Raw genomic sequence first — 24,850 nt, forward strand, 5'->3', positions numbered from 1 at the left:
CGTCGTCCTCGTCTAGATGGAACGGATCACCCGGGCCGGATTGCCCACGGCGACCACGTCGGCGGGAACGTCCTTGGTGACGACGGCTCCCGCGCCGATGACGCTGTTGTCCCCGATGGTCACCCCGGCCAGCACGATCGCCCCGCCGCCGAGCCAGACATTGTCGCCGATGGTGATGGGACGCGCCGCCTCCAGTTTGTCCCGGCGCGGTCCCGGCTCCACCGGGTGGGTGGGCGTGAGGAGTTGGACGTTCGGCCCGATCTGGCAGTCGCGGCCGATGGTGATCGGGGCGACGTCCAGCGCGGTGAGGTTGTAATTGACGAACGTGTCCTCGCCGATCGTGAGGTACGAGCCGTAGTCGACGTACAGCGGCGGCCGGATGTGCGCCCCCTCGCCCAGGCCGCCGAGCAGTTCCGCGACGACCGGCCGCGCCGCGTCCGGGTCCTCGGTGTACGCGGCGAGATAGCGGGCGGCCAGCCGCACGGCCCGCTTCTGCGCCTCGACGATCTGCGGATCGTCGGCGATGTACAGGTCTCCGGCGAGCATCCGCTCGTGGTTCGTACGGGGGTCGCCCGCGAAGTGGTCCGTCATGGGTACGAGCGTACACTCCAGGCGTACGATCGTACGCTCATGGCGTCCGTCATCTTCGCCGCCACTTCGCACGCCCACATTCCGACCGTCTGACGAGGCCCCGCTGTATGGATGCCGCCACACGCCGCTGGCGTGCCGCCCTGTTCCTGTTCATGCTCGCCGCCGGTACGGGCATGGCCTCCTGGGTCGCCCGCACCCCGGCCGTCCGGGACGGGCTCGACGTGTCCACGGGCGCGATGGGCCTCGTGCTGTTCGGGCTGTCCACCGGCTCGATGGCCGGGGTCACGGCGTCCGGACCGCTGGTACGGCGCCGCGGCGGCCGGGCGACGATCCTCGGCGGCGTCCTCCTGATCGTCGCCGGGCTGCTGGTGGTCGCCGCCGGCACCGCCCTCTCGCAGGCCGCCGTGGTCTTCGGCGGGCTCGCCCTGTTCGGCGGCGGGATGGGGATGAGCGAGGTGGCGTTCAACATCGAGGGCGCCGCCGTCGAGAGCGCCATCGGCCGGCCCGTCCTGCCCGTGCTGCACGGATGTTTCAGCCTGGGAACCGTCATCGGGGCGCTCCTGGGCATGGCCCTGACGGCGGCCGCGTTCCCCGTCGGATGGCATCTGACACTCGTCGCGGTGCTGATAGCCGGCGCCGGTGCGCGGGCGGTCCTCGCCATCCCGCACGGCACGGGCAAGGAGGACGCACCCGCCACCGGGTCCGCAGGGGGCGGGCTGCGCGGGCAACTGCACGTGTGGCGCGACCGGCAGCTCGTCCTCATCGGGGTGATCGTCCTGGCCATGGCCTTCGCGGAGGGCGCCGCCAACGACTGGCTGCCGCTGCTCATGGTCGACGGGTACGACGTGAGCGCCACGGCGGGTTCGCTGACCTTCCTGGTCTTCGCCGCCTCGATGACCCTCGGCCGGCTGGCCGGCGGCCCCTTCCTGGAGCGGTTCGGACGGGTGAGGGTCGTCCGGATCAGCGGCCTCACCGCCGCGCTGGGCCTCGTGGTGGTCGTCGTCGCCCCGAGCCCCTGGATGGCGGGCGCCGCCACCGTGCTGTGGGGGCTCGGCGCCTCCCTCGGCTTCCCGGTCACGGTGTCCGCCGCCGGTGACCACCCGCGCGACGCGGCGGCACGGGTGGCCGCCGTCTCCACGGCGGGCTACGGCGCGTTCCTGGTCGGCCCGCCCGCCCTGGGCTTCCTCGCCGACCACATCGGCCTCCGGCTCACGATGACGGTCGTCCTCGCCCTGGTGGCCGTGGCCACGGCACTGGCCGGGGCGCTGGACACCGGCCCCGGCCCCGACCGCGACGCCACCGGCACCCGGGCGGCTCCGGCGACACCGTGACACCCCGGCGCGCGCCGCTCACTTCGCCCCGACCGAGTCCAGGTGCGCGAAGACCACCACGTTGTCCTCGTAGTCCTTCGCCTTTCGGTCGTAGTTGCCGCCGCAGGTGATCAGGCGCAGCTGCGCGTCCGGGGTGTCGGCGTACACCTTGTCGTCCGGGAAGTCCGCCTTGCTGAACGTCTCCACACTGTCCACGGAGAACGAGGCCACCGTCCCGTCGGCGCGGGTGATGTCCACGGTCGCGCCGGGTTTCAGGAACCGCAGCTGGAGGAAGACGGCGGGCCCGGTCGTGGTGTCCACATGGCCCGCCACGATCGACGTCCCCAGCTCGCCGGGCGTCGGCCCGTCCTTGAACCAGCCGACCAGGTTCTTGTCGTTCGGCGGCGGCGCGTCGAGCCGGCCCGACGCGCCGATCGACAGCGGGGTGAAGGGCGCGTCCACCGCGATCGACGGAATGCGCAGCCGGGTCGGCTCCGAGCGGGGCAGCGACGGCGACTCGCTCGGCTCGTCGCCCTTCGCACCGGCGGCGGAGGAAGAGGAAGAGGGGGAGGCGGCCGCGGAGACCGCCACCGAGGGCGGGGCGGGCGGCTTGTCGTCCACCGGCGAACCGATGGAGTGGTAGATCAGGACCATGCCGAGCCCGGCCACCGCGAGGGGCCAGAACAGGGCCCGGCTCAGCGGACCGGTGGGGGCCGCGGTTCCGGGGGCGGGGGATTCGGAGGTCTGCGGGGCGGCCATGGAGAACGAGCCTTTCGTCCGGGCGGGTGCGGTACTCGGGCCTGGCCCGCGAAGATCCGCCGGACAGGCCCTAGGGGGAAAACGCGGGCGCCGCGGCCGCCGTCCGGAGGGACGGCGACCGCGACGGCTGGGGCGTCGCCCGGCAGGCGGGACTTTCGGAACACGCCCCGGGGACCGCGGGCCGGTCAGGCCATTGCACCGCCGGACGCCTGGCGGCGGCGGAGCCGGTACGCCGCGACACCCGCGCCACCGAGGAGCAGCAGCGAACCGGCCGCCAGACCGCTGCCGGTCATCGCCATCGCGCCGCCACCCGTGTGCATACCGCCCGACGGCTTCTGCTCGTCCTTGTACTTGCCGCCCTCGTCGCCCGGCTTCCACTCGCTCACCGTCTGCGCGAGGGCGCCACCGCCTGCGTGGACGCCACCGCTGGGCTTGTCCTCGTTCTTGTACTTGCCGCCCTCGTCGCCGGGCTGCCATTCCTTGCTGACGGTCTTGGCGAGGGCGCCGCCGCCGGTGTGCATGCCGCCGTGGGGCTTGTCGGCGTCCTTGTACTTGCCGCCTTCGTCGCCCGGCTTCCACTCGCTGACGGTCTTGGCGAGGGCGCCGCCGCCGGTGTGGACGCCGCCGTGGGGCTTGTCGGCGTCCTTGTACTTGCCGCCCTCGTCGCCCGGCTTCCACTCCTTCGTGACGGTCTTCGACAGCGCGCCGCCGCCGGTGTGCATGCCGCCGTGCGGCTTGTCCTTCTTCCACTCGCCGTCGGAGTTGTCGTGCTCGTGGTCGGCGGCGGACGAGCCGCCGTGGTTCTGGTCGGCGGCCACGGTCATCGCGTAGGCCGTCGGGGTCGTGATGGTGAGTACCGCCGTGACGGCGGCCGAGGCGAACAGCGTGCGGGCAGAGCGCATCTGTCACAGGTCCTTTCATCGCCCCTGCGAGGAGTGACGGTGTGTCGACTCCTGGTGACGCAGCGGCTACGTGATCCACCGTCAAGCCGAACCGGGAACCCCGCCATCGGAAGAGCGCCGCATGGGGGCCGTGCCATGGGCCCATCGAGTGGCGGAGAACGGAACATCACCCATTGGAGGGCACGCCGCACCCACGCGAGGTTTGGAATCCGCCCCGCCCCGCACGACCGCGTGCCCCCCCGGCCCGTCAGTTCAGCAGCGACCGGGCCGCCCGCGCGCTGTGCCGTACCGCCTCCGCCGCGGCCGGGTCCACCCCCTCGACGACCCGCGCGTACTCCTCCATCGCCGCCGCGCCCCGCAGGAACTGCCCGGCGCGCACCAGTAGCTGGGCGTGCTCGTAGCGCAGCGCCGCCGGGTGCGAGGGCAGCAGCAGGGACAGCTCCACCGCCCACAGCGCCACGTCCGTGTGCTCCGGGCGGGCCGCCGCCCAGGCCCGGATGTTGTTCAGGACCCGCAGCACCACCTCCAGCGGGCGTGCCGGCTCCAGCGACGACGGCTCCCACCGCTCCCCGGTCGAGCTCGTCACCAGCAGCTCCGCGTCCTGGTCCGTCAGCGGCCGCCCACCGGCGAAGGGATCGGCGAGCACCCGCTCGGCCGGATCGCCGAACCCGACGACGAAATGACCCGGCAGCGCCACCCCGTACACCGGGGCGCCCGCCCGCCGGGCGACCTCGATCCACACCACCGACAGCAGGATCGGCAGCCCGCGCCGCCGCCGCAGCACCTCGTGCAGCAGGGACGACTCCAGGCGCCGGTAGTCGGCCGCGGCGCCCTCGAACCCGTAGCGCTCACCGAGCAGTTCGGCCAGCGCCGACGCCCAGGCATGGGCGCCGCGCAGCCCGTAGGGGAGCTGCCCGGCGAGCCGGTCCAGCTCGATCTGCGCCTCGTCGATCCCGCGCGCGTCCAGCTCCGGGTCCGCCACCGCCGCCACCAGCAGGCACAGGAGCGCCAGATCGGGCCGTTCGGCGCGGGCCTCCGCCGCGAACCGGCGGCGCAGCTCCTCGCGGTCGTTCCCCTCGTCGGCCACGGTCACACCGGCCGGAAGTGGTGGTACAGGTGGTGGACCGCGAAGCCCATCCCCTCGTACAGGGCGCGGGCGCCCTCGTTGTCCGCCTCCACCTGGAGCCAGGCGGCGGACGCGCCCTCGTCCATCGCCTGCCGGGCCAGCGCGGTCATCACGGCCGTCGCCAGGCCCCGGCGCCGGTGCTCGGGGGCCACCTCGACGGCCATGAAGCCGGCCCACCGCCCGTCGACCACGCATCGCCCGATCGCGGCGGGTGCCGCCTCACCGGGCCCGCCGGGCACGGTGGCGAACCACACCGACGGCCCGCCGCGCAGCACGGCCGTCACCTCCGGGCCCGGCGTCCCGACCCGCTGGTAGCGGGCGAGCCACTCCGAGCCGGCCGTACGGGACAGCCGGACGCGGGAGATCTCGGCCGGCAGGTCACCGACCGGGGCGAGCGCGGCGATGCGCAGCTCCGCCGTCACCTCGCGCCGCCAGCCGTGCTCCTCCAGGGCCGCGCACAGCTCCTCCTGCGCCCCCTCCGCGCCGGTCGCCGTCTGCACGTACGCCGGCAGGTCCCGGTCCGCGTACCACTGGCGGACACGCCCGAGCGCCCGGCCGAGCGGGAGGCCGGGGTCGCCGAGGGGCAGCACCGAGTTGGCGCGCCGGGTGAATCCGGCCGAGGCGCGCAGCAGCCAGTCGCCCAGCGGTTCGCTCTCCACGGGCTGCCAGGCGCGCGCCGAGACGGGGGCGATTTCGGCGAAGGAGGCGGCGGGTCCGCGCCGCCGGGCCGGGGCGGACGGCACGACCTTCCCCGCGACCAGGGAGGACTCGGGGATGCGCACCGAATCCCCGCCGCGGGGTGTGACGGACAGCACACCGTCGTCCCACGATGTGAGAACGCCGACCGTGTCGGTGAATTTCGGCCCGTGGGGGCCGTCTTCGGTCAAACGCCTGACTGATACCCGTTTGCCCACGTCAGCCGGTGCAATTCGGACCTCCAGCCGTCCGCCGATGGTGAATTCCACAGCTCTGTCCGCCCCTCCTGTTCGGTTCGTGCCCGCGAACGGAGATACTAGGGGCGGGCATCGACGACGCCGCGCTCCCGCGCGAGAGCCAACGCCCTACCGAGGAGGAACGACAGCGTGACCTACGTCATCGCGCAGCCTTGTGTCGACGTCAAGGACAAGGCCTGCATCGAAGAGTGCCCCGTCGACTGCATCTACGAGGGCCAGCGGTCCTTGTACATCCACCCGGACGAGTGTGTCGACTGCGGAGCCTGCGAGCCGGTCTGCCCCGTGGAAGCGATCTTCTACGAGGACGACACCCCGGACGAGTGGAAGGACTACTACAAGGCGAACGTCGAGTTCTTCGACGACCTCGGGTCGCCGGGTGGTGCCTCCAAGCTTGGTCTGATCGAACGGGACCACCCGTTCGTCGCCGCGCTGCCGCCGCAGAACCAGTAACAGCGCCCGGCACGTGCGCCGCCGCGGTCCCGTACGGCTCGTCGCCGTGCGGGACCGCGGTGTTTCCCGCCCGCCCCCCGGACCGCCCGCGTGACCCCCGTACGAGAAAGCAGAGAGCCGTGTCCGCAGTCTCCTCCCGCCTCCCGGTCTTCCCCTGGGACAAGCTGGCGCCCTACAAGTCGACGGCCGGGGCCCACCCGGACGGGATCGTGGACCTGTCCGTGGGCACGCCGGTGGACCCGGTGCCCGAGCTGATCCGGCAGGCGCTCGTCGCGGCCGCGGACAGCCCCGGCTATCCGACGGTGTGGGGCACCGCCGAACTGCGGGACGCGCTCACCGGCTGGGTGGAGCGGCGGCTGGGCGCGGCCGGGGTGGCCCACGAGAACGTGCTGCCCGTCGTCGGCTCCAAGGAGCTGGTGGCCTGGCTCCCGACCCAGCTGGGCCTCGGCCCCGGCGACAAGGTCGCCTACCCGCGCCTCGCCTACCCCACGTACGAGGTCGGCGCCCGGCTCTGCGGTGCCGAACCTGTGGTCTACGACGACCCGACCGCGCTCGACCCGGCCGGCCTCCGGCTGCTCTGGCTGAACTCGCCGTCCAACCCGACCGGCCGGGTCCTCGCCAAGGACGAGCTGACCCGGATCGTCGCCTGGGCCCGCGAGCACGGCGTGCTGGTCTTCAGCGACGAGTGCTACCTGGAACTGGGCTGGGAGGCCGAACCGGTCTCCGTGCTCCACCCCGATGTGTGCGGCGGTACGTACGAGGGAATCGTCGCCGTCCACTCGCTGTCCAAGCGGTCCAACCTGGCCGGCTACCGCGCCGCGTTCGTCGCGGGCGACGCGGCCGTGCTCGGCGAGCTGCTCCAGATCCGCAAGCACGGCGGGATGATGACGCCCGCCCCCGTCCAGGCGGCGACCGTCGCCGCGCTCGGCGACGACGCGCACGTGGCCGAGCAGCGCACCCGGTACGCCGGCCGACGCGCCGCCCTGCGCGCGGCCCTGGAGGCGCACGGCTTCCGCATCGAGCACAGCGAGGCGAGCCTCTACCTGTGGGCGACCCGCGACGAACCGTGCTGGGACACCGTGGCACACCTCGCGGAGCTGGGCATCCTGGTGGCGCCCGGCGACTTCTACGGACCGGCCGGCGACCGCTTCGTACGGGTGGCGTTCACGGCCACCGACGAGCGCGTCGCGGCGGCCGTCAAGCGGCTGGGCTGAGCACCGGCGTACGCGGGGGCCGCAGGGAGTACGCACTCCCTGCGGCCCCCGCGTGTACGTGCGGCAGGACGGGCTCAGCCGCCGATCGGCAGGCCCTTGCCCAGGCCGCCGCCGACCGCGTCCGTGAGACCGCCGGCGGCGTCGCCCTGGACCGTGCTCTGTGCGGTGCCGGTGACCTGCTTCGCGGCGGGGGCCGCCTTGCCGCCGACGTCGGTGACGGTCCTGCCCGCCACCGGGAGCGTGGTGCCGACGACCTTGCCGCCGGTCTCGCCCGCGACGTCGGAGACCGGCTGGGCGGCCCCTTCGACCGTCTTGCCGAGACCGGAGCCCTCGACGCTGGTGAGGCCACCGAGGTCCGCGGTCTGCGGGAGCCCCGCGGCACCCGCGGCGCCGGCCGCACCGACCACGGAGGTCGCACCCGCCGCGAACAGCAGTGCGGTACGGGCGATCCGGCGGGTCAGGGGGAGGGACATGATGCTCCTTCGACGGGAGGGGAAATCTGGCTGTCCGTGGCTCGGACGCCCTGACAACCGCCGTGGGGGCGGGTGAGGTTGCGGTACGCCGACGTAAAGACCTGGCAATGCGTCGGATAATCCTCAATGGAGGAACCGGGGCAAACGGTGCGCGCCGTGCCCGACCGCCGAACCGTCACTCCCCTTACGGCACAAGGCTTACGGGCGACGGCGCGCCGATCGCCGGGCCACCGCTCGCGGGGCGCCCGCGGCGCACGGCGGTACGCCCGCACGGGCGAGGGCTCGCACGCGCGCGCGGGCGGTCAGGCGTTGTCCGCCCCGGGGGTCAGCGCACCAGGCGCAGCCGTACCTCGTCCGTGTCGGAGGCCCGCAGCCGCGCCGCCTCGCGAGCCGTGTGCCACCCCTCACCGGCCTTCCACACCCGGCCCCCGTAGGCGACTTCGTCGATGCCCAGCGCCTCGGACTGGGCCACCGCCCAGTGCGCCAGCTCCCAGCCCCGCCGCGGCACCCCGTCCCGCTCGGCGCGGCGGTCCGCGCGCACCGGGACCGTGAGCGCGTCCGCCGCCGCGCCGCCGGCCGCCGGGGCCCCGCCGCCCGCGCCGGACGGCAGGACGTCCTTGCCGAACGCGCTCGTCAGGGCGGCCCGCACCGCGACCGCGTCACCCGTGCCGCCGGTGGTCCTGGGCGGCTCGCAGTCCAGCGCGGCCGGGGTGCGCCCGGTCAGCGCGGCGGCCAGCAGCGCCGCGTCCGGCTCGTGCTTCGCGTACGCCTGCGGGAAGCCACTGCGCTGGACGCGCTGCGCGGCGACGGTGAGCGGCAGCCGCGAGTAGCCGGGCACCTCGGCCAGGTGCTCGTAGAACTTCCCGGACGCGTACACCGGGTCCATGATCTGCTTCGCGGTGCCCCAGCCCTGCGAGGGCCGCTGCTGGAACAGCCCCAGCGAGTCCCGGTCGCCATGGCCGATGTTGCGCAGCGCGGACTCCTGGAGCGCGGTCGCCAGCGCGATGGTCACGGCACGCTCCGGCATCCCGCGCCGGGTGCCGACGGCGGAGATCGTCGCGGCGTTCGCGGCCTGCTCGGGCGTCAGCCGGTAGGTGCCGTCCGCCGACCGCACCGTGCACTGGTCGGAACCCCGCCCGCCCGAAACGTACTGAACGGTCAGATAGCCGGCCACCGCGGTGAGCACGCCGAGAGCGGCCACGATCCGCAGCCGCCGACCGCGGCCGGGACGTCGGGGAGCAGCGGAAACGGTCCTGGGCACGGGCCCACCGTACGACAGGCACTACCCTCCTAGCCATGGCCGAAAGCACGCTTGACCTCACCCTTGACGGGCCCGCCCTCACCGCCGCGCTCGTCGACTTCCCCTCGGTCAGCGGGGAGGAGAAGGACCTGGCGGACGCCGTCGAGGCGGCGCTGCGGGCCCTGCCGCACCTCACCGTCGACCGGTACGGGAACAACGTCGTCGCCCGGACGGATCTCGGCCGCGCCGAACGCGTCATCCTGGCCGGGCACATCGACACCGTGCCGATCGCCGGCAACGTGCCCTCCCGGCTCGACGCGGACGGCCTCCTGTGGGGCTGCGGCACCTCCGACATGAAGTCCGGCGTCGCCGTCCAGCTGCGCATCGCCGCCACCGTGCCCGAGCCCAACCGCGACCTCACGTTCGTCTTCTACGACAACGAGGAGGTCGCCGCCCACCTCAACGGCCTCGGCCACATCGCGGACGCCCACCCCGACTGGCTGAAGGGCGACTTCGCCGTCCTCCTGGAGGGCTCCAACGGCGAGGTCGAGGGCGGCTGCCAGGGCACCCTGCGCGTCTTCCTGCACCTGGCCGGGGAGCGGGCGCACTCCGCGCGCAGCTGGATGGGATCCAACGCCGTGCACGCCGCCGCCCCGGTCCTGGCCCGGCTCGCCGCGTACGAGCCGCGCCGGCCGGTGATCGACGGGCTCGAATACCACGAGGGCCTCAACGCCGTACGCATCGAGGGCGGCGTCGCCAACAACGTCATCCCCGACGCCTGCACCGTCGTCGTCAACTACCGCTACGCCCCCGACCTCGGCCAGGAGGAGGCGCTGGCCCACGTCCGCGAGGTCTTCGAGGGCTGCGGCGTCGCGGAGTTCACCGTCGACGACCACTCCGGCGCGGCCATGCCCGGCCTCTCGCACCCGGCGGCCAAGGCGTTCATGGACGCGGTCGGCGGCACCGCCCGGCCCAAGTTCGGCTGGACGGACGTCGCCCGCTTCGGCTCCCTCGGCATCCCGGCGGTGAACTACGGCCCCGGCGATCCGGTCCTCGCCCACAAGCGCGACGAGCACGTCAGGGTCGAGCGCATCACCCACTGCGAGGAGCGCCTGCGCTCCTGGCTCACCGCCTGACCCACGATCCGACCTCCCGCATTCCCCTGTCCGTAACCGGCGGCGATCTACGCTGGCGGGAGACGGGGGCGCCGCAGGGCGCCTCCGACACAGGCGGAGGGAGCAGATCATGGGCAACCGCGAGGACGCGCGCATCCCCGAGGGTGCGGAGATCCCCGAAGGCGCGGTACGGCCCGAGGAGCAGCGCCTCGGCCCCGTACTGCGCCGCAGGGACCAGGTGCAGCCCGGCACGACCGATCAGCGGCTGCTGGACTCCGAGGACGACTCGGAGTGGGTGCACACCGACCCGTGGCGGGTGATGCGCATCCAGTCCGAGTTCGTCGAGGGCTTCGGCGCGCTCGCCGAACTGCCGAGCGCCATCAGCGTCTTCGGCTCGGCCCGGACGGCCGCCGGGACACCGGAGTACGAGGCGGGGGTACGGATCGGCCGGGCGCTGGTCGAGGCGGGCTTCGCGGTCATCACCGGCGGCGGGCCGGGCGCGATGGAGGCGGCGAACCAGGGCGCGCGCGAGGCGAAGGGCGTCTCGGTCGGCCTCGGCATCGAGCTGCCCTTCGAGTCCGGCCTCAACCCGCACGTGGACATCGGCGTCAACTTCCGCTACTTCTTCGTCCGCAAGACGATGTTCGTGAAGTACGCCCAGGGCTTCGTCGTCCTGCCCGGCGGCCTCGGCACGCTCGACGAACTCTTCGAGGCGCTGACCCTCGTCCAGACGGGCAAGGTCACCCGCTTCCCCATCGTCCTGTTCGGCACGGCCTACTGGAGCGGCCTGGTCGACTGGCTCCGCGACACGGTGGTCGCCGAGGGCAAGGCGTCGGACAGGGACCTGCTCCTGTTCCACGTCACGGACGACGTGGACGAGGCGGTGGCCCTGGTCACCAAGGAGGTCGGCCGCTGACGGCGCGCTACGCCAGGCCCCGGCGGGCCACCGCCGGGGCCCGCCATCCGGCGATCGACGCCACCATGTCGAGCACGTCCCGGGTCTCCGCCACCTCGTGCACCCGGTACACCCGCGCCCCCAGCCACGCCGACACCGCCGTCGTCGCCAGCGTGCCGAGCAGCCGCTCCTTGACCGGCCGGTCCAGCGTCTCGCCCACGAAGTCCTTGTTGGACAGCGACACCAGCACCGGCCACCCCGTCTGCGCCATCTCGCCGAGCCGCCGCGTCGCCTCCAGCGAGTGCCGGGTGTTCTTCCCGAAGTCGTGACCGGGGTCGATCATGATGCCGTCGGGCCGCACCCCGAGGGCCACGGCCCGCTCGGCCAGCCCCGTGGTCACCCGCAGGACGTCCGCCATCACGTCCTCGTACCCCACCCGGTGCGGCCGGGTCCGCGGCTCCGCGCCACCGGCATGCGTGCACACGAGCCCCGCCCCGTACCGCGCGGCGACCTCCGCGAGCTTCGGGTCGACGCCGCCCCACGCGTCGTTCAGCACATCCGCGCCCGCCTCGCAGACCGCCTCGCCGACCTCGTGGCGCCAGGTGTCCACACTGATCACCACGTCCGGGTGCCGGCGGCGCACCTCGGCGACGAAGCCCACCGTGCGGCGGGCCTCCTCCTCGGCGGTGACCTCCTCGCCGGGCCCCGCCTTGACGCCGCCGATGTCGATGATCGCCGCGCCGTCGGCCACGGCCCGCTCGACGCGGGCGAGCGCCGGCTCGTCCCGGAAGGTGGCGCCCCGGTCGTAGAAGGAGTCCGGGGTGCGGTTCACGATCGCCATGACCACCTGCTCGTGCGCCCCGAATTCGCGCCGCCCCAGCCGGAGCACACCGCTCGTCATGCGTGTCCCTTTCCTGTGAATCGGGCCCGGCGGAACCTGCCCGGGGCCAACAGCCGACACTAGCCGCCGGTCCCGCATGGCACGATCGGACCCGGACGAATTCCGCTCCCAGGGGAGATGCGCGTGTTCTTGTTCTTGCTGCTGTCGATGGTGGTGGTGGTTGCCGCGGTCACCCTCGCGGTGGTCGGTGGGGGGAAGGGCGACGTCCTGCGGGACGTGGCGCCCGAACAGCTGACGGACCCGCTGCCCGTCTCGCGCCCGGTCGGCCGGGAGGACGTCGAGGCGCTCCGGCTGCCCGTGGGCGTCCGGGGCTACCGCATGGCCGACGTGGACGAGGCCCTGGGCCGCCTCGGCGCCGAGCTGGCCGAGCGGGACGCGCGGATCGCGGAGCTGGAGGCGGCGCTCGCGGGCGCCCAGGCCACCCGCACCGGCGGCCCCGACCTGTTCAAGGAGCCCCGCGACGAGACGCCCGACGACGGGGCGCCGCACGACGGGGAGACCGGCCGGTGAGCGGCGAGGCCGTGGCGGCGGCGGACGGCGGTCTGCGCTGCCCGTGGGGCCTGTCCACCGAGGACTACCTCTGGTACCACGACACCGAGTGGGGCCGCCCGGTCCGCGGCGACGACGCCCTGTTCGAGCGGCTGAGCCTGGAGGCGTTCCAGTCCGGGCTCTCCTGGCTGACGATCCTGCGCCGCCGCGAGGGCTTCCGCAGCGCCTTCGCGGGGTTCGACATCTCTGCGGTGGCGGCGTTCACGGAGGCGGACCGGGAGCGGCTGCTGGCCGACGAGGGCATCATCCGCAACCGCGCCAAGGTGGACGCGACCATGGCCAACGCCCGGGTGCTGGCCGGCTGGGCCGCCGGTGAGCTGGACGAGCTGATCTGGTCCCACGCCCCCGACCCGCTGGGCCGCCCGGCCCCGAAGACCCTCGGGGACGTACCGGCGGTCACCCCCGAGTCCACGGCCCTGGCCAAGGAGCTGAAGAAGCGGGGGCTGCGGTTCATCGGACCGACGACGGCCTATGCCCTGATGCAGGCGTGCGGTCTGGTCGACGACCACCTCGCCGACTGCGTCGCGCGCCCCACCCCGGTGTAGCGGCGGCGCGTTCCCGGCCGGTCACCGACCGAGATACTTCGGCCTCTCCTTGGCCAGGAAGGCCCGTACCGCGATGCCGTGGTCCTCGGAGGCGCCCGCCCTCGTCTGGAGTTCGTCCTCCTTCTCCAGGGCCTCGCTCAGCGAGTGCGAGGCCCCGAAGGCGAGGGACTCCTTGAGCGCCGCGTACGCCACGGTCGGCCCGTCGGCCAGGGCACGGGCCACGGCGGCCGCCTCGGCGGCGAGATCGGCGGCGGGCACCAGCTTGTTGACGATGCCCAGCTCATGGGCGTCCGCGGCGGAGATCGTGCGCGGGAACAGCAGCAGGTCCGCCGCGCGGCTCCGGCCGATGAGCCGGGGCAGCGTCCAGGAGACCCCCGAGTCGGCGGTCAGGGCGACCCCGGCGAACGAGGTGTTGAACGAGGCGGTGTCGGCGGCCACCCGGTAGTCGCAGGCGAGCGCGAAGCCGAAGCCCGCGCCGGCGGCCGCCCCGTTGATCCCGGCCACGACCGGCTTCGGCATCTCGGTCAGCGCCCGCACGATGGGGTTGTAGTGCTCCTGGACGGTGCTCAGCGCGTTGCCCCCCTCCTGCCCCTGGACCTCGGCGAGCTTGGCCAGGTGCTCCTTGAGGTCCTGGCCGACGCAGAAGGCGCGCCCGCCGGCCGCGGTGAGCAGCACCGCCCGGACACCGGGGTCGGCGGCGGCCGACCGCAGGGCGTCGCGGAGCGCGACCTTGGCCGCCGTGTTCAGGGCGTTCATCGCGTCGGGCCGGTTGATCGTGATCGTCGCGAGCCCGTCGACGATGTCGTGGAGCACCGCGTCGTCGTGATCGGCCATGAGAGGTCCCCTTCGCGTGTCGTTCAGCAGCCTGTCCACACGCAAGCATGGCCGACTTCGCCCTGGGCGGACATGTGACCTGCGTCAAACATTTTCGTGCCGCGAAGGGGCCGCAGGGGCGGGAGTATCCCAGTGAGGTCCCCGAATTGGGTGGTTTTGAGCGAGCGCGTTGCCCAAGCGATGCAGAGCGATGTTGGTCATCGGGGTCGGTGATGCGGGATAATGGCGTGGAAGCACTGTGTTCGATGCCGGTGAGGCAGCGCCTGTCATGGGGCCGCCGGTTGCGATGAGCTGGTTTCAGGAAGGGGAACGAGCATGGCGGCCATGAAGCCGCGGACGGGCGACGGCCCGCTCGAGGTGACAAAGGAGGGGCGGGGCATCGTCATGCGAGTTCCGCTCGAAGGCGGCGGTCGGCTTGTCGTGGAGCTGACGCCGGACGAGGCCGATGCCCTCGGTGACGCCCTCAAGCAGGTCGTCGGCTGAGCTGAGCAGAGGCGCTCACAACTTCATCACTGCCCCGGCGCGGTCCCGTGCCGGGGCAGCGGTGTGTCCGGGGGCCGGTACGCCCCGGAGGCCGCCCGGCCGCCGCTCAGCCGCGCCGGACCGCGCAGAGCAGACCGTCGCCCACCGGCAGCAGCGTCGCCAGCAGCTCCTGGCTCTCGCGGACCGCGCGCAGCAGCTCGCGCAGCCGCAGCACCTCCGCCGGCTGGGCGGCCGAGTCGACCGTACGGCCGTCCGCGAAGACGCCCTCGAAGCAGACGAGACCCCCCGGTCGCAGCAGGCGCAACGATTCAGCGAGGCAGTCCAGGCTCTCCATCCGGTCGCCGTCGCAGAAGACGAGGTCGTAGCCGCCGTCCGCGAGCCGGGGCAGGACGTCGAGGGCGCGGCCGGGGATGAAGCGGGAGCGGTTGGCCGCGAACCCCGCCGCCCGGAACGCCTCACGGGCGAACTGCTGGCGCTCGGGCTCCGGATCGACCGTGGTCAGCACCCCGTCCGGCCGCATGCCGTGCAGCAGATAGATGCCGGACACGCCCGTGCCGGTACCGATTTCCGCGACGGCCTTGGCGTCCGTGGTGGCCGCGAGCAGACGCAGCGCGGCGCCGGTGCCTGGGGACACCGAGCGAAGTCCTGCCTCGCGGGCCCGGTCCCGGGCCCAGCGCAGAGCTTCGTCCTCGGCGACAAAGGCGTCGGCGAACGCCCAGCTCGTCTGCCGGTTGGCGGTAATGACCCTCTCCTGTCCCCTTAGTTGGCGCAACGGTGACTGTATCCGCTGGAGTCGGGAACCCGCAGATGGGACCGGGCGTTGTGAAAGGGCGGGGACATCCTGCGGACCGGGCCCGGTGTACGGGCGCGGCGCGCGGGCCGAGTTCCGGGGCGATCCCCGGCCCCAGCTGGAAAAAGGCTTATCCGGAGCTAACGGGCGAGGTGGTTATGGTAGGGGCTCCACTGGACACCACCAGAGCCGATAGGGGAGGTGCGGCTGCGCCTGTGGATCGGGGAGGAGTGCTGCGGCGCTTTCTCAGGTCGGCGGGTGAGCCGAAATCCGTGACCGACATCGCTGACCGTTCTTCCAAAGACTCCGCACCGACCGCGACCTTCGCCTCCGATGCGGAATCCCAGGCGTGGACCCCGCCCACATGGGAAGAGATCGTCAGCACGCACAGCGGCCGCGTGTACCGCCTCGCCTACCGGCTGACGGGCAACCAGCACGACGCGGAGGACCTCACGCAGGAGGTCTTCGTCCGCGTCTTCCGCTCCCTGTCGACCTACACGCCCGGCACCTTCGAGGGCTGGCTGCACCGCATCACGACCAACCTGTTCCTGGACATGGTCCGCCGCAAGCAGCGCATCCGCTTCGACTCCCTCGGGGACGACGCCGCCGAGCGGCTGCCCAGCCGCGAGCCGTCGCCCCAGCAGGCCTTCAACGACACCCACTTCGACGCGGACGTCCAGCAGGCGCTGGACACCCTCGCGCCCGAGTTCCGGGCCGCCGTCGTCCTCTGCGACATCGAGGGACTCTCCTACGAGGAGATCGCCGCCACGCTCGGCGTCAAGCTCGGTACGGTGCGCAGCCGTATCCACCGCGGGCGCTCCCACCTGCGCAAGGCCCTGCGGCACCGCTCGCCCGAGGCGCGGGCCGAGCAGCGCTCGCTGGCGGGAGCCCTCCTGGCCGGGGAGGGCGGCACGGCGTGAGCGGCACAGATCCGACCCCCGCGGAACAACACCTGGGGGACCGCCTCGCCGCGCTCGTGGACGGCGAGCTCAAACACGACGCCCGCGACCGGGTGCTGGCCCATCTCGCGACCTGCGCCAGATGCGCGGCCGAGGCGGCCGCCCAGCGCCGGCTCAAGAGCGTGTTCGCCCAGGCGGCCCAGCCCTCCCCCTCCGAGGGCTTCCTGGCCCGTCTCCAGGGGCTTCCGGGCGGACCGCCGGGGGGTGACGACGAGCTGCGGGGAAGACCCGCGGGCGACTCCGGGCGATTCGGTGACGGTCTCTTCCCGGGCACGCGCCCGCCGGGCGGCCGGGCGGACCTCACCACCGCCCCCGGCCCCCTGGACGGCTTCGGCTACCTCCCCGCCGCGCACGGCGGGGCCACCGCGCTGCCCGCCGCACCGGCCGGCTCCGGCTTCCGCATCCACGAGGTGGGCCGCGAGGGCGACCGCTCGCCCTGGCGGGGGCGCAGGTTCGCCTTCGCCGCGGCCAGCGCCGTCTCGCTGGCCGCCATCGCGCTCGGCGGCGCCCTGCCGACGAGCAGCGGCTCCGACGCCCCCACCCGCGCCTCCGGCTCGGGCAACAGCGTGACGCCGGTGGGCGCCGATGCCCGGTCCGGCGGCGGGGGAGTGCTCGGCCGGCGCGGCGGCCCGAGCCAGGGCTCGCGCACCGTCTCCGGCCAGGGCGACCGCCCGGCCTCCCTCGCGGTGAACACGGTCTCGGCCGGGTTCGCCCCGACCGCCCCCTCGCTGCTGGGCCACGGCCGACTCACCGCCAACCCGTACGGTCTGTCCCTGCGCTCCGGCGTCTCCGCGCTGATAGGCCCCGGCGGGGCCGGTCCGCTGCTCGCCCGCACCCTGGGCAGCGGGCTGCGTCCGGTCCCGTCGCCCGAGCCGAAGCCCTCCCTGCCGCCCACATCGGCCGCCGCGAAACCGGCTTCCGGCGACCACGGGCTGCCCCTCGCTCCCCGTCGCTGACCCGGCGCCCCGTACGGGCCGCGCGGGTCCGGGCCAAACCTGGTTGAATTCCGGCAGGATTTTCGGGAGGGACGCCCCTGCGGGGGCGTGCGGAGGGCCGGTTGCGGCAGTTGCGGGGAGAGCATGGACGACGGGAAGCCGGCCGGGCCGAAGGCGAAGTGGTGGAGCCGGCCCACACCGGGCGGCGGCGCGCGCACGGAGCCCCCGGCCGCGCCGGACGCCGTGACGGCACCGGACGCCCGGGCACCGGCCCCCACCGCCCCGGACACGCTCGCCGAGCCCCCGCAGGCCGCCGCACAGGCGCCCGCGCCGCACACCCACGCGCTCCACGATCTGGCGCCGCACGACGCCGTACCGCAGGAGACCGCGCCGGACGCCGTACCGCAGGACACCGCCGCACCGCAGCCGCCCGCGCCGGACGCCGCCGCCCCTGACGCCGCCGTGCCGCACGACGCCGTGACCGTGGCGCACGGTGTGCAGCCGCTGCACGACCCCGACCCGTACAGCACCCCGCCCTACGGCGGCCCCGGCCCCTGGGCGCCCGCCCCGCCCGTGCAGCGGCCCACACCGGCCCACGGCACCCCCGTGCCCCCGCCGTACGCGGGCACCGACGGGGCGGGCATCGGCGTCCCGGCCGACCCGGCGCAGGCGTTCCCGCCGCCGGTGGCCCCCGCCCCGGAGGCCGCGCAGCCCTGGCAGAGCTACGACCCCTGGGGCGCGCACCGCCGGCCCCTCGTCACCCAGCCCGGCCCCCCGCTCCCGGACGGACGGCGCGGCAGAAGGCGCGGCGCCCTGCTGGTCGGCGCGCTGCTCCTCGCCCTGGTCGCGGGCGGCGTCGGCGGCGGCATAGGCGCGTACATAGAGCGCAACGGCGGCTTCACCAGCGTCGAACTGCCCCAGGACGAGCGCGACGGCGGCGGCCGGGCCCCGGACAGCGTGGCCGGTATCGCGGCCAGCGCCCTGCCCAGCGTCGTCACGCTGCACGTCAGCGGCGCCGACGAGTCCGGCACCGGCACCGGCTTCGTCCTCGACGAGCGGGGCCACATCCTCACCAACAACCACGTGGTGGCCCCGGCCGGCTCCTCCGGTGAGATCACCGTCACCTTCAGCGGCGGCGAGACCGCGTCGGCCGAGATCGTCGGCAAGGACAGCGGCTACGACCTGGCCGTCGTGAAGGTCAGCGGGGTCTCCGGGCTCAAGCCGCTGCCGCTGGGCAACTCCGACAACGTGCGGGTGGGCGACCCGGTGGTGGCCATCGGGGCGCCGTTCGACCTGTCCAACACCGTCACCTCGGGCATCATCAGCGCCAAGGACCGACCGATCACGGCGGGCGGCGAGAAGGGCGACGGCAGCGACGTCAGCTACGTCAACGCCCTCCAGACCGACGCGCCGATCAACCCCGGCAACTCCGGCGGCCCGCTGGTGGACACCGACGCCCATGTCATCGGCATCAACAGCGCCATCCGCGCCGCCGACGGCGGGTCGGCCGGTGAGGGAGGGCAGGCCGGGTCCATCGGCCTCGGCTTCGCCATCCCGATCAACCAGGGCAAGCTCGTCGCCGAGGAACTGATCAACACCGGCAAGGCGACCCACCCCGTGATCGGTGTCACGCTCGACATGAAGTACACCGGGGACGGCGCCAAGGTCGGCGCGAGCTCCCCGGGCACCTCGCCGGTCACCGAGGGCGGCCCGGCCGACCGGGCCGGCGTCCGGGCGGACGACGTCATCACCGAGGTCAACGGCAAACGCGTGCACAGCGGCGAGGAGCTGATCGTCAAGATCCGTTCGCACCGGCCGGGCGACCGGCTGGAGCTCACGGTGACGCGCGGTGGTAAAGACCTGTCCATAACTTTGACCCTGGGGTCCGCAACCGGCACCTGACGGCCACGGCGAGCTACCGCCCGGACAGATTGGCCGGGTACCGTGTTCGGGGTCCGGACCTCATCCGAGCTTGGTCGCGGAGAAGACGAGGAGCCGCAAGGTGTTCAACGACATAGGCGCACTGGAGCTGCTGGCGCTCGCGATCCTCGGCGTGCTCGTCTTCGGCCCCGACAAGCTTCCCAAGGTCATCCAGGACGCCGCGCGCTTCATCCGCAAGATCCGTGAGTTCTCGGAGAGCGCCAAGCAGGACATCCGCACGGAGCTGGGCCCGGAGTTCAAGGACTTCGAGTTCGAGGACCTCAACCCGAAGACGTTCGTCCGCAAGCAGCTGATGGACGGCAACGACGACATGGGGCTCAAGGAGATCCGCGAGAGCTTCGACCTGCGCAAGGAGCTGTCCGACGTCACCGACGCGGTGAACGGGCGCGGCAGCTCGTCCGTCGAGGCGAAGACCGGCGTGTCGGGCGGGGCGTCCGTCACCGCGGCCAACGGCTCCAAGGGCGCCCCCGACCTGCTGAAGAAGGGCGACCAGCCCCCGAAGGACACCCCGCCGCCCTTCGACGCGGACGCCACCTGAGCCCCGCCAATCCCGGGTCGCCCGGACGGTGTCGCTATTCTCCATCTGTCCGGCTGTGAGGACGCCCGCGGGGGGCGGGCCGCTCCGGACCCTTACGGATCGAGGAGGCGGCCGCTGATGGAGACGACGAGTCGGGTGGGCGCACAGGACGCGCCGGACACGGTCACGGCGGAGGCGGTCCCGGCGGCCCGGCTCACGGTCGAGGGCTATCTGCGGGCGCCCTTCCCCTGGTACGCGCTGGACGAGGCGTTCACCGGCCCGCGCAGGCTGATGCCGCTCGGCACCGCCGCCGACGGCGAGGTCCAGCACGGTTCCATCGGCCACGGCGACGAACCCCTGGTCCGCGGCGACTCCGGCAACGACCGGCAGCGGTTCGCGGTCGTGGTCACCGTCGCCAGCAGCCCCGTACGGCGCAGCGGCGACGGCACCGGGGTCCTGGAGGCGACGACGGTCTCGTCGGCGGCCTGGCTGGCCGGCTCCGGCCTGCTCTCCTGCACCTGGCCCCCGCAGCTCGACCACGCCCTGCGCGACGACTGGCTGGCCCAGCAGACCGAGACGGCGTTCGAACTCGCCGACGATCTGGCCGGCCCCGCCTGGTCGGCGCTGTCCCTGCCGGTCGACGGCGTACCCGTCCCCTTCCACTACCGCGAGTCCGAGTTCGGCTGGGTGCTGGCCGGCTCCGCGCCCGGCGGGGTGCACATCGGCGCCTACGGGCGCGGCATGAGCGCGTACGGGCTGGGCTTCTCGGTGGTCAAGGACATCGAGTCGTACGCGTAACGGCTACGGAGAAGCGGAAGGCCGGGGCCCGAGGGCTCCGGCCTTCCGCTGTCCGTGTACGCGTCAGAACTTGTTGCGCGGGGTGATGCCCAGGGACATGCCCGCCAGGCCGCGCTGACGGCCGCTCAGCTTGCCCGCGATGGTGCGCAGCGCCTTGCCGGCGGGGGAGTCGGGGTCGGACAGGACGACGGGCTTGCCCTCGTCGCCGCCCTCGCGCAGCCGTACGTCGATCGGGATGGCGCCCAGCACCGGCACCTCGGCGCCGACCGTCCGGGTCAGGCCCTCGGCGACCTTGGCGCCGCCGCCCGAGCCGAAGACGTCGACCATCTCGTCGCAGTGCGGGCAGGGCATGCCCGACATGTTCTCGACGACACCGGCGATCTTCTGGTGGGTCTGGACGGCGATCGAACCGGCCCGCTCCGCCACCTCGGCGGCGGCCTGCTGCGGGGTCGTGACGACCAGGATCTCCGCGTTCGGGACCAGCTGGGCCACCGAGATCGCGATGTCACCGGTGCCCGGCGGCAGGTCGAGCAGCAGCACGTCCAGGTCGCCCCAGAACACATCGGCCAGGAACTGCTGGAGCGCGCGGTGCAGCATCGGGCCGCGCCACACCACCGGGGCGTTGCCCGGCGTGAACATGCCGATGGAGATGACCTTCACCCCGTGCGAGGACGGCGGCATGATCATGTTCTCGACCTGGGTCGGCCGGCCCTCGACCCCGAGCATCCGGGGCACGCTGTGCCCGTAGATGTCCGCGTCCACGACCCCGACCTTGAGCCCGTCCGCCGCCATCGCCGCGGCCAGGTTCACCGTCACCGAGGACTTGCCGACGCCGCCCTTGCCGGAGGCGACCGCGTACACGCGGGTCAGCGAGCCGGGCTTCGCGAACGGCACCTCGCGCTCGGCCGTGCCGCCGCGCAGCGACGCGGCGAGGTCCTTGCGCTGCTCGTCGCTCATGACGTCGAGGGTGACGTCCACTCGGGTCACGCCCTCGACACGGGCCACCGCGTCGGTCACGTTGCGGGTGATCGTCTCGCGCATCGGACAGCCGGAGACGGTCAGATACACCGTGACAGCGACCGCACCGTCCGGACCGATGTCGACCGATTTCACCATGCCCAGCTCGGTGATCGGGCGGTGGATCTCCGGGTCGTTCACTGTCGCCAGTGCCTCAAGCACCGCGTCTTCCGTAGCCATACCGACGATGTTACGGCGCCCGGCCCCGGGCGCGGGTGGACCCGTCAGCGGTCTTCGTCACTCTCGGCGGACAGCAGGGCCCGCCGGTCGTCCAGGTCCTTCACCAGGTCCTCCAGCTCCGAGCGGATCCAGTCGCGGGTGGCGACCTCGCCCAGGCCCATCCGCAGCGCCGCGATCTCCCTGGTCAGGTACTCGGTGTCGGCGATGGAGCGCTCGTTCTGCTTGCGGTCCTGCTCGTGCGTGACCCGGTCCCGGTCGTCCTGCCGGTTCTGCGCGAGCAGGATCAGCGGAGCCGCGTACGACGCCTGGAGCGACAGCATCAGGGTCAGGAAGATGAACGGATACTGGTCGAACCGCAGATGGTCCGGCGCGAACACGTTCCACGCCACCCAGAGGATGATGATCAGCGTCATCCAGACGATGAACCGGCCCGTGCCCAGGAAGCGCGCGATGCGCTCCGAGAACCGGCCGAACGCCTCGGGGTCGTACTCCGGCAGCAGCCTGCGGCGCGGCGCCTTCGGCTGGTCGAGCCGGTTGCGCGGCACCCGGGTCAGCGCCGTCGCGCCGTTCGACGCCCTGGCGCGGTCCTCACCGGCCACGGAGCACCCCCTCGCCGCCGTGGAAGTCGGTCTCCCGCCAGTCCTCCGGCAGCAGGTGGTCCAGCACGTCGTCCACGGTCACCGCGCCCAGCAGCGAACCGCTCTCGTCCACCACCGGTACCGACACCAGGTTGTACGCCGCCAGGTAACTGGTCACCACCGACAGCGGGGCGTCCGGCCGGAGCGGCACCAGATCGCTGTCGAGCAACGAGCTGACCAGGGTGAACGGCGGATCGCGCAGCAGTCGCTGGAAGTGCACGGTGCCCAGGTACTTGCCCGTCGGCGTCTCGTCCGGCGACCGGCACACGTACACCTGCGCGGCGAGCGCCGGGGACAGGTCCGACCGGCGGACCCGCGCCAGCGCGTCCGCGACCGTGGCGTCCGGGCGCAGGATGACCGGCTCCGTCGTCATCAGCCCGCCCGCGGTGCGCTCCTCGTACGACATCAGGCGCCGCACGTCCGCCGCGTCACCCGGACGCATCAGCGTCAGCAGCCGCTCCTTGTCCTCCTCCGGCAGCCCGGCGAGCAGGTCGGCCGCGTCGTCCGGGTCCATCGCCTCCAGGACGTCCGCCGCGCGCTCCTCCTCCAGCTTGCCGATGATCTCCACCTGGTCGTCCTCGGGCAGCTCCTCCAGGACGTCGGCGAGCCGGTCGTCGTCCAGCGCGGCGGCGACCTCCGCCCGGCGCTTGGGCGTCAGATGGTGCAGCGCGTTGGCCACGTCGGCCGGGCGCAGCCGTTCGAAGGTGGCCACCAGGGACTCGGCGCCCTGCCCGTGCTCCTCCAGCGAGAAACCTTTCACCGCCGACCACTCGACGGTCAGCGTCTCGCCCTTGCGGCGCAGTGCCCCGCCCCGGCCCTTGCGGACGAAGTACTTGTCGATCTCCCAGTCCCGGCGGGCCGGCAGCTGCTGGATCGCCACGTCCAGGATGGTGACCTCCTCGTCCGTCTCCACCAGCCGCACCCGGCGGTCCAGGAACTCGCCGAGCACCAGGCGTTCGGTGGGCCGCTGCTCGAAGCGCCGCATGTTGACCACGCCGGTGGTGATCACCTGTCCCGACTCCACGCCGGTCACCCGTGTCATCGGCAGGAAGATCCGCCGCCGGCTCACCACCTCGACGACCATGCCGAGCAGCCGGGGCGGCCGGCCGCCGACCCGGAGCATCGCGACCAGGTCGCGCACCCGCCCCACCTGGTCGCCGTTGGGGTCGAAGACCGGCACGCCCGAGAGGTGCGAGACGAAGACCCTGGGTGTGACCGGTGTCATTCCCGCGCCTCCTCGATCGTTTCCGGGCGCCGGTGCTGCCCGCTTCCGACAGTTATCGCTCCGTTATGACGTGATCAGGCTAGCCGGTACGGTCCCGGACCGCCCCGGCGGACCGTCCGGACGGCTCTGCGTCCAATGGCGTAGGCCGCACGGGTACGCTGCCGTCTGCCAACCCCACCATGGAGACGAGAGGCAGTGCGCCTGTGACCTCTTCCGCCCCGGCCGTCCGGGCCCGCCGCCGGACCGCAACCCTCGCCGTCGTGCTCTGCGCGGGGCTGACCGCGGCGCTGGCCGCGTGCGGGAGCGAGGACCCGGACAAGGGGACCAATGGGGTCGGCAAGCTCTCGGCGCCGGAGATCGAGAAGAAGACGCGGACCGCGGTGGACTCCGCCGACGCGGTGCGCCTCGCCGGCACGCTGGTGAGCAAGGGCGGCACGTACAAGATCGACATGCGGCTCAAGGACCGGGGCGGGGCGGGCTCCGTCACCTCGAAGAACAGCTCCTTCACCCTGCTGCGCATCGGCGAGGAGCTGTACCTCAAGGCCGACGCCGGCTTCTGGAGCCACGCCGACGAGGGGAAGACGGACACCGGCGAGGACGGCGCGGCCGCGGCGGACAAGCTGGAGGACAAGTACGTCAAGGTCCCCCAGGACGACCCCACGTACAAGCAGCTCAGCGGGTTCACCGACAAGAAGGTGCTGCTCGACGGGATGCTCACGCTGCACGGCGAGCTGTCCAAGGGCGACCGCGACGAGATCCGCGGGAAGCGCACGATCCGCATCATGGGCGGCGAGGGCGCGGGCGGCTCGCTCGATGTGGCGCTGGACGGCAAGCCGTATCCGCTGCGCTTCGCGAGGGGCGGCGGCGGGGGTGTGATCACGCTCGCCGACTGGGGCAAGGACTTCTCGCTGAAGGCCCCGCCGGAGGACGAGACCGTGGACTACGGCAGGCAGCTGCCCAGGACCTCGCCCACGGCCTGACCGGCCGCTACTTGCGCAGCGAGCGCTTGAGCAGGCGCGGCAGGTTCGCCGGGACGGGCAGCCGGGTCGTCGCCGTCGTCGGCAGCGGCGCCGCCGCCCCGGAGGTCTGCGGCAGCTCGGTGCGCGCGTCCAGCGGCGTGAGCCGTACGACGCGGCACTCGCGGGCCCACCGCTCGGGCATCCGCTCGGCGTCGGGCGCGTTCAGCCGCTTGCCCTTCAGCTCGGCGACGGCGGCCTCCCACGCCTCGGAGTGCGGCGCGAGTTCGGTGACGGTGGCGGACCAGGCGACGAGGCGGCCGCCCTTGTCCTTGCTGCGGACGGTCACTTCGGCCGTGGCGCCCTCGGTGAGCCCGGCCGGGAACGGCTGCTCGCCGGGGCCGTCGCCGACGAGGTGGACGGCGCCCTCGTGCCAGACGTGCCACAGCGCCCGCGCGTGGCCGTTACAGCGCACCCAGACGAGGCCCGACTTCTTGGCGGCCTCCTCGACGAGGGCCGTCCCGAGCAGCGTGTCAGCAGTCATGGGCAGAGCT

The 24,850-nt window shown here is 73.4% G+C and carries 28 protein-coding genes; 14 read left to right on the top strand and 14 right to left on the bottom strand.

Annotated elements, in window-relative coordinates; translation table 11 throughout:
* Nucleotides 1-12 precede the first annotated feature (12 nt).
* The gene (locus OG710_RS20335; protein ID WP_330240603.1) at nt 13-591 is read right to left on the bottom strand and encodes a sugar O-acetyltransferase; all 579 of its coding nucleotides are present in this window, start codon (nt 589-591) and stop codon (nt 13-15) included.
* Nucleotides 592-698: 107 nt separating this feature from the next.
* On the opposite strand from OG710_RS20335, the gene OG710_RS20340 reads away from it, so the two are divergent.
* The gene (locus tag OG710_RS20340; protein ID WP_330240604.1) at nt 699-1,922 is read left to right on the top strand and encodes an MFS transporter; all 1,224 of its coding nucleotides are present in this window, start codon (nt 699-701) and stop codon (nt 1,920-1,922) included.
* 18 nt (nt 1,923-1,940) lie between these two features.
* Here the strand turns inward: OG710_RS20340 and OG710_RS20345 are convergent, their stop codons facing one another.
* From OG710_RS20345 to OG710_RS20360, 4 genes are all read right to left on the bottom strand, one after another.
* Entirely contained in the window at nt 1,941-2,660 is a 720-nt protein-coding gene (locus OG710_RS20345; protein WP_330240605.1) for a class F sortase, read from the bottom strand.
* A gap of 185 nt (nt 2,661-2,845) precedes the next feature.
* Nucleotides 2,846-3,562 carry a hypothetical protein gene (locus OG710_RS20350; RefSeq protein WP_330240606.1) on the bottom strand — a complete coding sequence of 239 codons (717 nt, stop codon included), beginning with the start codon at nt 3,560-3,562 and terminating at the stop codon, nt 2,846-2,848.
* 247 nt (nt 3,563-3,809) lie between these two features.
* Nucleotides 3,810-4,649, bottom strand: a complete 840-nt coding sequence (locus tag OG710_RS20355) for a transglutaminase-like domain-containing protein (RefSeq protein WP_330240607.1) — start codon at nt 4,647-4,649, stop codon at nt 3,810-3,812.
* Between the two features lie 2 nt (nt 4,650-4,651).
* Entirely contained in the window at nt 4,652-5,653 is a 1,002-nt protein-coding gene (locus OG710_RS20360; RefSeq protein WP_330240608.1) for a GNAT family N-acetyltransferase, read from the bottom strand.
* Between the two features lie 117 nt (nt 5,654-5,770).
* Here OG710_RS20360 and fdxA point away from each other — a divergent pair, with 117 nt between their 5' ends.
* Together fdxA and OG710_RS20370 are read left to right on the top strand one after the other, a co-directional pair.
* The gene (gene fdxA, locus OG710_RS20365) at nt 5,771-6,091 is read left to right on the top strand and encodes a ferredoxin (protein ID WP_028438930.1); all 321 of its coding nucleotides are present in this window, start codon (nt 5,771-5,773) and stop codon (nt 6,089-6,091) included.
* A 119-nt stretch (nt 6,092-6,210) separates the two neighbouring features.
* On the top strand, nt 6,211-7,305 hold the full coding sequence (locus tag OG710_RS20370) for a bifunctional succinyldiaminopimelate transaminase/glutamate-prephenate aminotransferase (protein ID WP_111338003.1): 1,095 nt from the start codon (nt 6,211-6,213) through the stop codon (nt 7,303-7,305).
* Between the two features lie 74 nt (nt 7,306-7,379).
* Here OG710_RS20370 and OG710_RS20375 read toward each other — a convergent pair whose 3' ends face one another.
* Together OG710_RS20375 and OG710_RS20380 are read right to left on the bottom strand one after the other, a co-directional pair.
* On the bottom strand, nt 7,380-7,778 hold the full coding sequence (locus OG710_RS20375; protein WP_330240609.1) for an ATP-binding protein: 399 nt from the start codon (nt 7,776-7,778) through the stop codon (nt 7,380-7,382).
* Nucleotides 7,779-8,103: 325 nt separating this feature from the next.
* On the bottom strand, nt 8,104-9,039 hold the full coding sequence (locus OG710_RS20380; RefSeq protein ID WP_443064277.1) for a hypothetical protein: 936 nt from the start codon (nt 9,037-9,039) through the stop codon (nt 8,104-8,106).
* A gap of 35 nt (nt 9,040-9,074) precedes the next feature.
* On the opposite strand from OG710_RS20380, the gene dapE reads away from it, so the two are divergent.
* Together dapE and OG710_RS20390 are read left to right on the top strand one after the other, a co-directional pair.
* Nucleotides 9,075-10,154, top strand: coding sequence for a succinyl-diaminopimelate desuccinylase (gene dapE / locus OG710_RS20385; protein WP_330240610.1), 1,080 nt, complete (start codon nt 9,075-9,077; stop codon nt 10,152-10,154).
* Nucleotides 10,155-10,263: 109 nt separating this feature from the next.
* Nucleotides 10,264-11,049 (top strand): TIGR00730 family Rossman fold protein, encoded by a 786-nt coding sequence (locus tag OG710_RS20390; protein ID WP_330240611.1) that lies wholly within the window; start codon nt 10,264-10,266, stop codon nt 11,047-11,049.
* 7 nt (nt 11,050-11,056) lie between these two features.
* On the opposite strand, the gene folP is transcribed toward OG710_RS20390, so the two are convergent.
* Nucleotides 11,057-11,917 carry a dihydropteroate synthase gene (gene folP, locus OG710_RS20395; RefSeq protein WP_330242300.1) on the bottom strand — a complete coding sequence of 287 codons (861 nt, stop codon included), beginning with the start codon at nt 11,915-11,917 and terminating at the stop codon, nt 11,057-11,059.
* A gap of 135 nt (nt 11,918-12,052) precedes the next feature.
* Between folP and OG710_RS20400 the strand changes: the two genes are divergently transcribed.
* Together OG710_RS20400 and OG710_RS20405 are read left to right on the top strand one after the other, a co-directional pair.
* On the top strand, nt 12,053-12,439 hold the full coding sequence (locus tag OG710_RS20400) for a DivIVA domain-containing protein (protein WP_330240612.1): 387 nt from the start codon (nt 12,053-12,055) through the stop codon (nt 12,437-12,439).
* Nucleotides 12,436-13,023, top strand: a complete 588-nt coding sequence (locus OG710_RS20405) for a DNA-3-methyladenine glycosylase I (RefSeq protein WP_330240613.1) — start codon at nt 12,436-12,438, stop codon at nt 13,021-13,023. The genes OG710_RS20400 and OG710_RS20405 overlap by 4 nt, the downstream gene beginning before the upstream one ends.
* Nucleotides 13,024-13,044: 21 nt before the next feature.
* Here OG710_RS20405 and OG710_RS20410 read toward each other — a convergent pair whose 3' ends face one another.
* On the bottom strand, nt 13,045-13,857 hold the full coding sequence (locus tag OG710_RS20410) for an enoyl-CoA hydratase/isomerase family protein (RefSeq protein ID WP_330240614.1): 813 nt from the start codon (nt 13,855-13,857) through the stop codon (nt 13,045-13,047).
* 315 nt (nt 13,858-14,172) lie between these two features.
* Here OG710_RS20410 and OG710_RS20415 point away from each other — a divergent pair, with 315 nt between their 5' ends.
* Nucleotides 14,173-14,340 (top strand): DUF3117 domain-containing protein, encoded by a 168-nt coding sequence (locus OG710_RS20415; protein WP_018105485.1) that lies wholly within the window; start codon nt 14,173-14,175, stop codon nt 14,338-14,340.
* 106 nt (nt 14,341-14,446) lie between these two features.
* On the opposite strand, the gene OG710_RS20420 is transcribed toward OG710_RS20415, so the two are convergent.
* Nucleotides 14,447-15,112, bottom strand: coding sequence for an O-methyltransferase (locus tag OG710_RS20420; protein ID WP_330240615.1), 666 nt, complete (start codon nt 15,110-15,112; stop codon nt 14,447-14,449).
* 290 nt (nt 15,113-15,402) lie between these two features.
* Here OG710_RS20420 and sigE point away from each other — a divergent pair, with 290 nt between their 5' ends.
* The 5 genes from sigE (at nt 15,403) to OG710_RS20445 (ending at nt 20,280) form a co-directional block, all read left to right on the top strand.
* Entirely contained in the window at nt 15,403-16,050 is a 648-nt protein-coding gene (gene sigE / locus OG710_RS20425; protein ID WP_111339552.1) for an RNA polymerase sigma factor SigE, read from the top strand.
* Nucleotides 16,047-17,045 (top strand): zf-HC2 domain-containing protein, encoded by a 999-nt coding sequence (locus OG710_RS20430; RefSeq protein WP_330240616.1) that lies wholly within the window; start codon nt 16,047-16,049, stop codon nt 17,043-17,045. Before sigE ends, OG710_RS20430 begins: the two co-directional genes overlap by 4 nt.
* 123 nt (nt 17,046-17,168) lie before the next feature.
* Nucleotides 17,169-18,926, top strand: coding sequence for a S1C family serine protease (locus OG710_RS20435; protein WP_330240617.1), 1,758 nt, complete (start codon nt 17,169-17,171; stop codon nt 18,924-18,926).
* A gap of 100 nt (nt 18,927-19,026) precedes the next feature.
* On the top strand, nt 19,027-19,503 hold the full coding sequence (locus tag OG710_RS20440) for a sec-independent translocase (RefSeq protein WP_111338014.1): 477 nt from the start codon (nt 19,027-19,029) through the stop codon (nt 19,501-19,503).
* A 117-nt stretch (nt 19,504-19,620) separates the two neighbouring features.
* Nucleotides 19,621-20,280 carry a hypothetical protein gene (locus OG710_RS20445; RefSeq protein ID WP_330240618.1) on the top strand — a complete coding sequence of 220 codons (660 nt, stop codon included), beginning with the start codon at nt 19,621-19,623 and terminating at the stop codon, nt 20,278-20,280.
* 63 nt (nt 20,281-20,343) lie between these two features.
* Here OG710_RS20445 and OG710_RS20450 read toward each other — a convergent pair whose 3' ends face one another.
* Genes OG710_RS20450 through OG710_RS20460 form a run of 3 tightly spaced genes read right to left on the bottom strand, consistent with a single transcriptional unit; the run spans nt 20,344 to nt 23,340 of the window.
* Nucleotides 20,344-21,477, bottom strand: a complete 1,134-nt coding sequence (locus OG710_RS20450; RefSeq protein WP_330240619.1) for an Mrp/NBP35 family ATP-binding protein — start codon at nt 21,475-21,477, stop codon at nt 20,344-20,346.
* Nucleotides 21,478-21,521: 44 nt separating this feature from the next.
* Entirely contained in the window at nt 21,522-22,076 is a 555-nt protein-coding gene (locus OG710_RS20455) for a DUF1003 domain-containing protein (RefSeq protein ID WP_330240620.1), read from the bottom strand.
* On the bottom strand, nt 22,066-23,340 hold the full coding sequence (locus tag OG710_RS20460) for a magnesium transporter MgtE N-terminal domain-containing protein (RefSeq protein ID WP_330240621.1): 1,275 nt from the start codon (nt 23,338-23,340) through the stop codon (nt 22,066-22,068). Before OG710_RS20460 ends, OG710_RS20455 begins: the two co-directional genes overlap by 11 nt.
* Nucleotides 23,341-23,543: 203 nt before the next feature.
* Between OG710_RS20460 and OG710_RS20465 the strand changes: the two genes are divergently transcribed.
* On the top strand, nt 23,544-24,320 hold the full coding sequence (locus OG710_RS20465) for a hypothetical protein (protein WP_330240622.1): 777 nt from the start codon (nt 23,544-23,546) through the stop codon (nt 24,318-24,320).
* Between the two features lie 7 nt (nt 24,321-24,327).
* On the opposite strand, the gene OG710_RS20470 is transcribed toward OG710_RS20465, so the two are convergent.
* Nucleotides 24,328-24,840 carry a hypothetical protein gene (locus OG710_RS20470; protein WP_330240623.1) on the bottom strand — a complete coding sequence of 171 codons (513 nt, stop codon included), beginning with the start codon at nt 24,838-24,840 and terminating at the stop codon, nt 24,328-24,330.
* Nucleotides 24,841-24,850 lie beyond the last annotated feature (10 nt).

The organism is Streptomyces sp. NBC_00525 (assembly GCF_036346595.1).
Taxonomy (GTDB): domain Bacteria; phylum Actinomycetota; class Actinomycetes; order Streptomycetales; family Streptomycetaceae; genus Streptomyces.

What these genes read in the sequence shown, in the direction of transcription:
- OG710_RS20335 (WP_330240603.1), bottom strand. Translation starts at nt 591, where the DNA reads ATGACGGACCACTTCGCGGGCGACCCCCGTACGAACCACGAGCGGATG.
- OG710_RS20340 (WP_330240604.1), top strand. Translation starts at nt 699, where the DNA reads ATGGATGCCGCCACACGCCGCTGGCGTGCCGCCCTGTTCCTGTTCATG.
- OG710_RS20345 (WP_330240605.1), bottom strand. Translation starts at nt 2,660, where the DNA reads ATGGCCGCCCCGCAGACCTCCGAATCCCCCGCCCCCGGAACCGCGGCC.
- OG710_RS20350 (WP_330240606.1), bottom strand. Translation starts at nt 3,562, where the DNA reads ATGCGCTCTGCCCGCACGCTGTTCGCCTCGGCCGCCGTCACGGCGGTA.
- OG710_RS20375 (WP_330240609.1), bottom strand. Translation starts at nt 7,778, where the DNA reads ATGTCCCTCCCCCTGACCCGCCGGATCGCCCGTACCGCACTGCTGTTC.
- dapE (WP_330240610.1), top strand. Translation starts at nt 9,075, where the DNA reads ATGGCCGAAAGCACGCTTGACCTCACCCTTGACGGGCCCGCCCTCACC.
- OG710_RS20390 (WP_330240611.1), top strand. Translation starts at nt 10,264, where the DNA reads ATGGGCAACCGCGAGGACGCGCGCATCCCCGAGGGTGCGGAGATCCCC.
- OG710_RS20410 (WP_330240614.1), bottom strand. Translation starts at nt 13,857, where the DNA reads ATGGCCGATCACGACGACGCGGTGCTCCACGACATCGTCGACGGGCTC.
- OG710_RS20415 (WP_018105485.1), top strand. Translation starts at nt 14,173, where the DNA reads ATGGCGGCCATGAAGCCGCGGACGGGCGACGGCCCGCTCGAGGTGACA.
- OG710_RS20435 (WP_330240617.1), top strand. Translation starts at nt 17,169, where the DNA reads ATGGACGACGGGAAGCCGGCCGGGCCGAAGGCGAAGTGGTGGAGCCGG.
- OG710_RS20445 (WP_330240618.1), top strand. Translation starts at nt 19,621, where the DNA reads ATGGAGACGACGAGTCGGGTGGGCGCACAGGACGCGCCGGACACGGTC.
- OG710_RS20450 (WP_330240619.1), bottom strand. Translation starts at nt 21,477, where the DNA reads ATGGCTACGGAAGACGCGGTGCTTGAGGCACTGGCGACAGTGAACGAC.
- OG710_RS20460 (WP_330240621.1), bottom strand. Translation starts at nt 23,340, where the DNA reads ATGACACCGGTCACACCCAGGGTCTTCGTCTCGCACCTCTCGGGCGTG.
- OG710_RS20470 (WP_330240623.1), bottom strand. Translation starts at nt 24,840, where the DNA reads ATGACTGCTGACACGCTGCTCGGGACGGCCCTCGTCGAGGAGGCCGCC.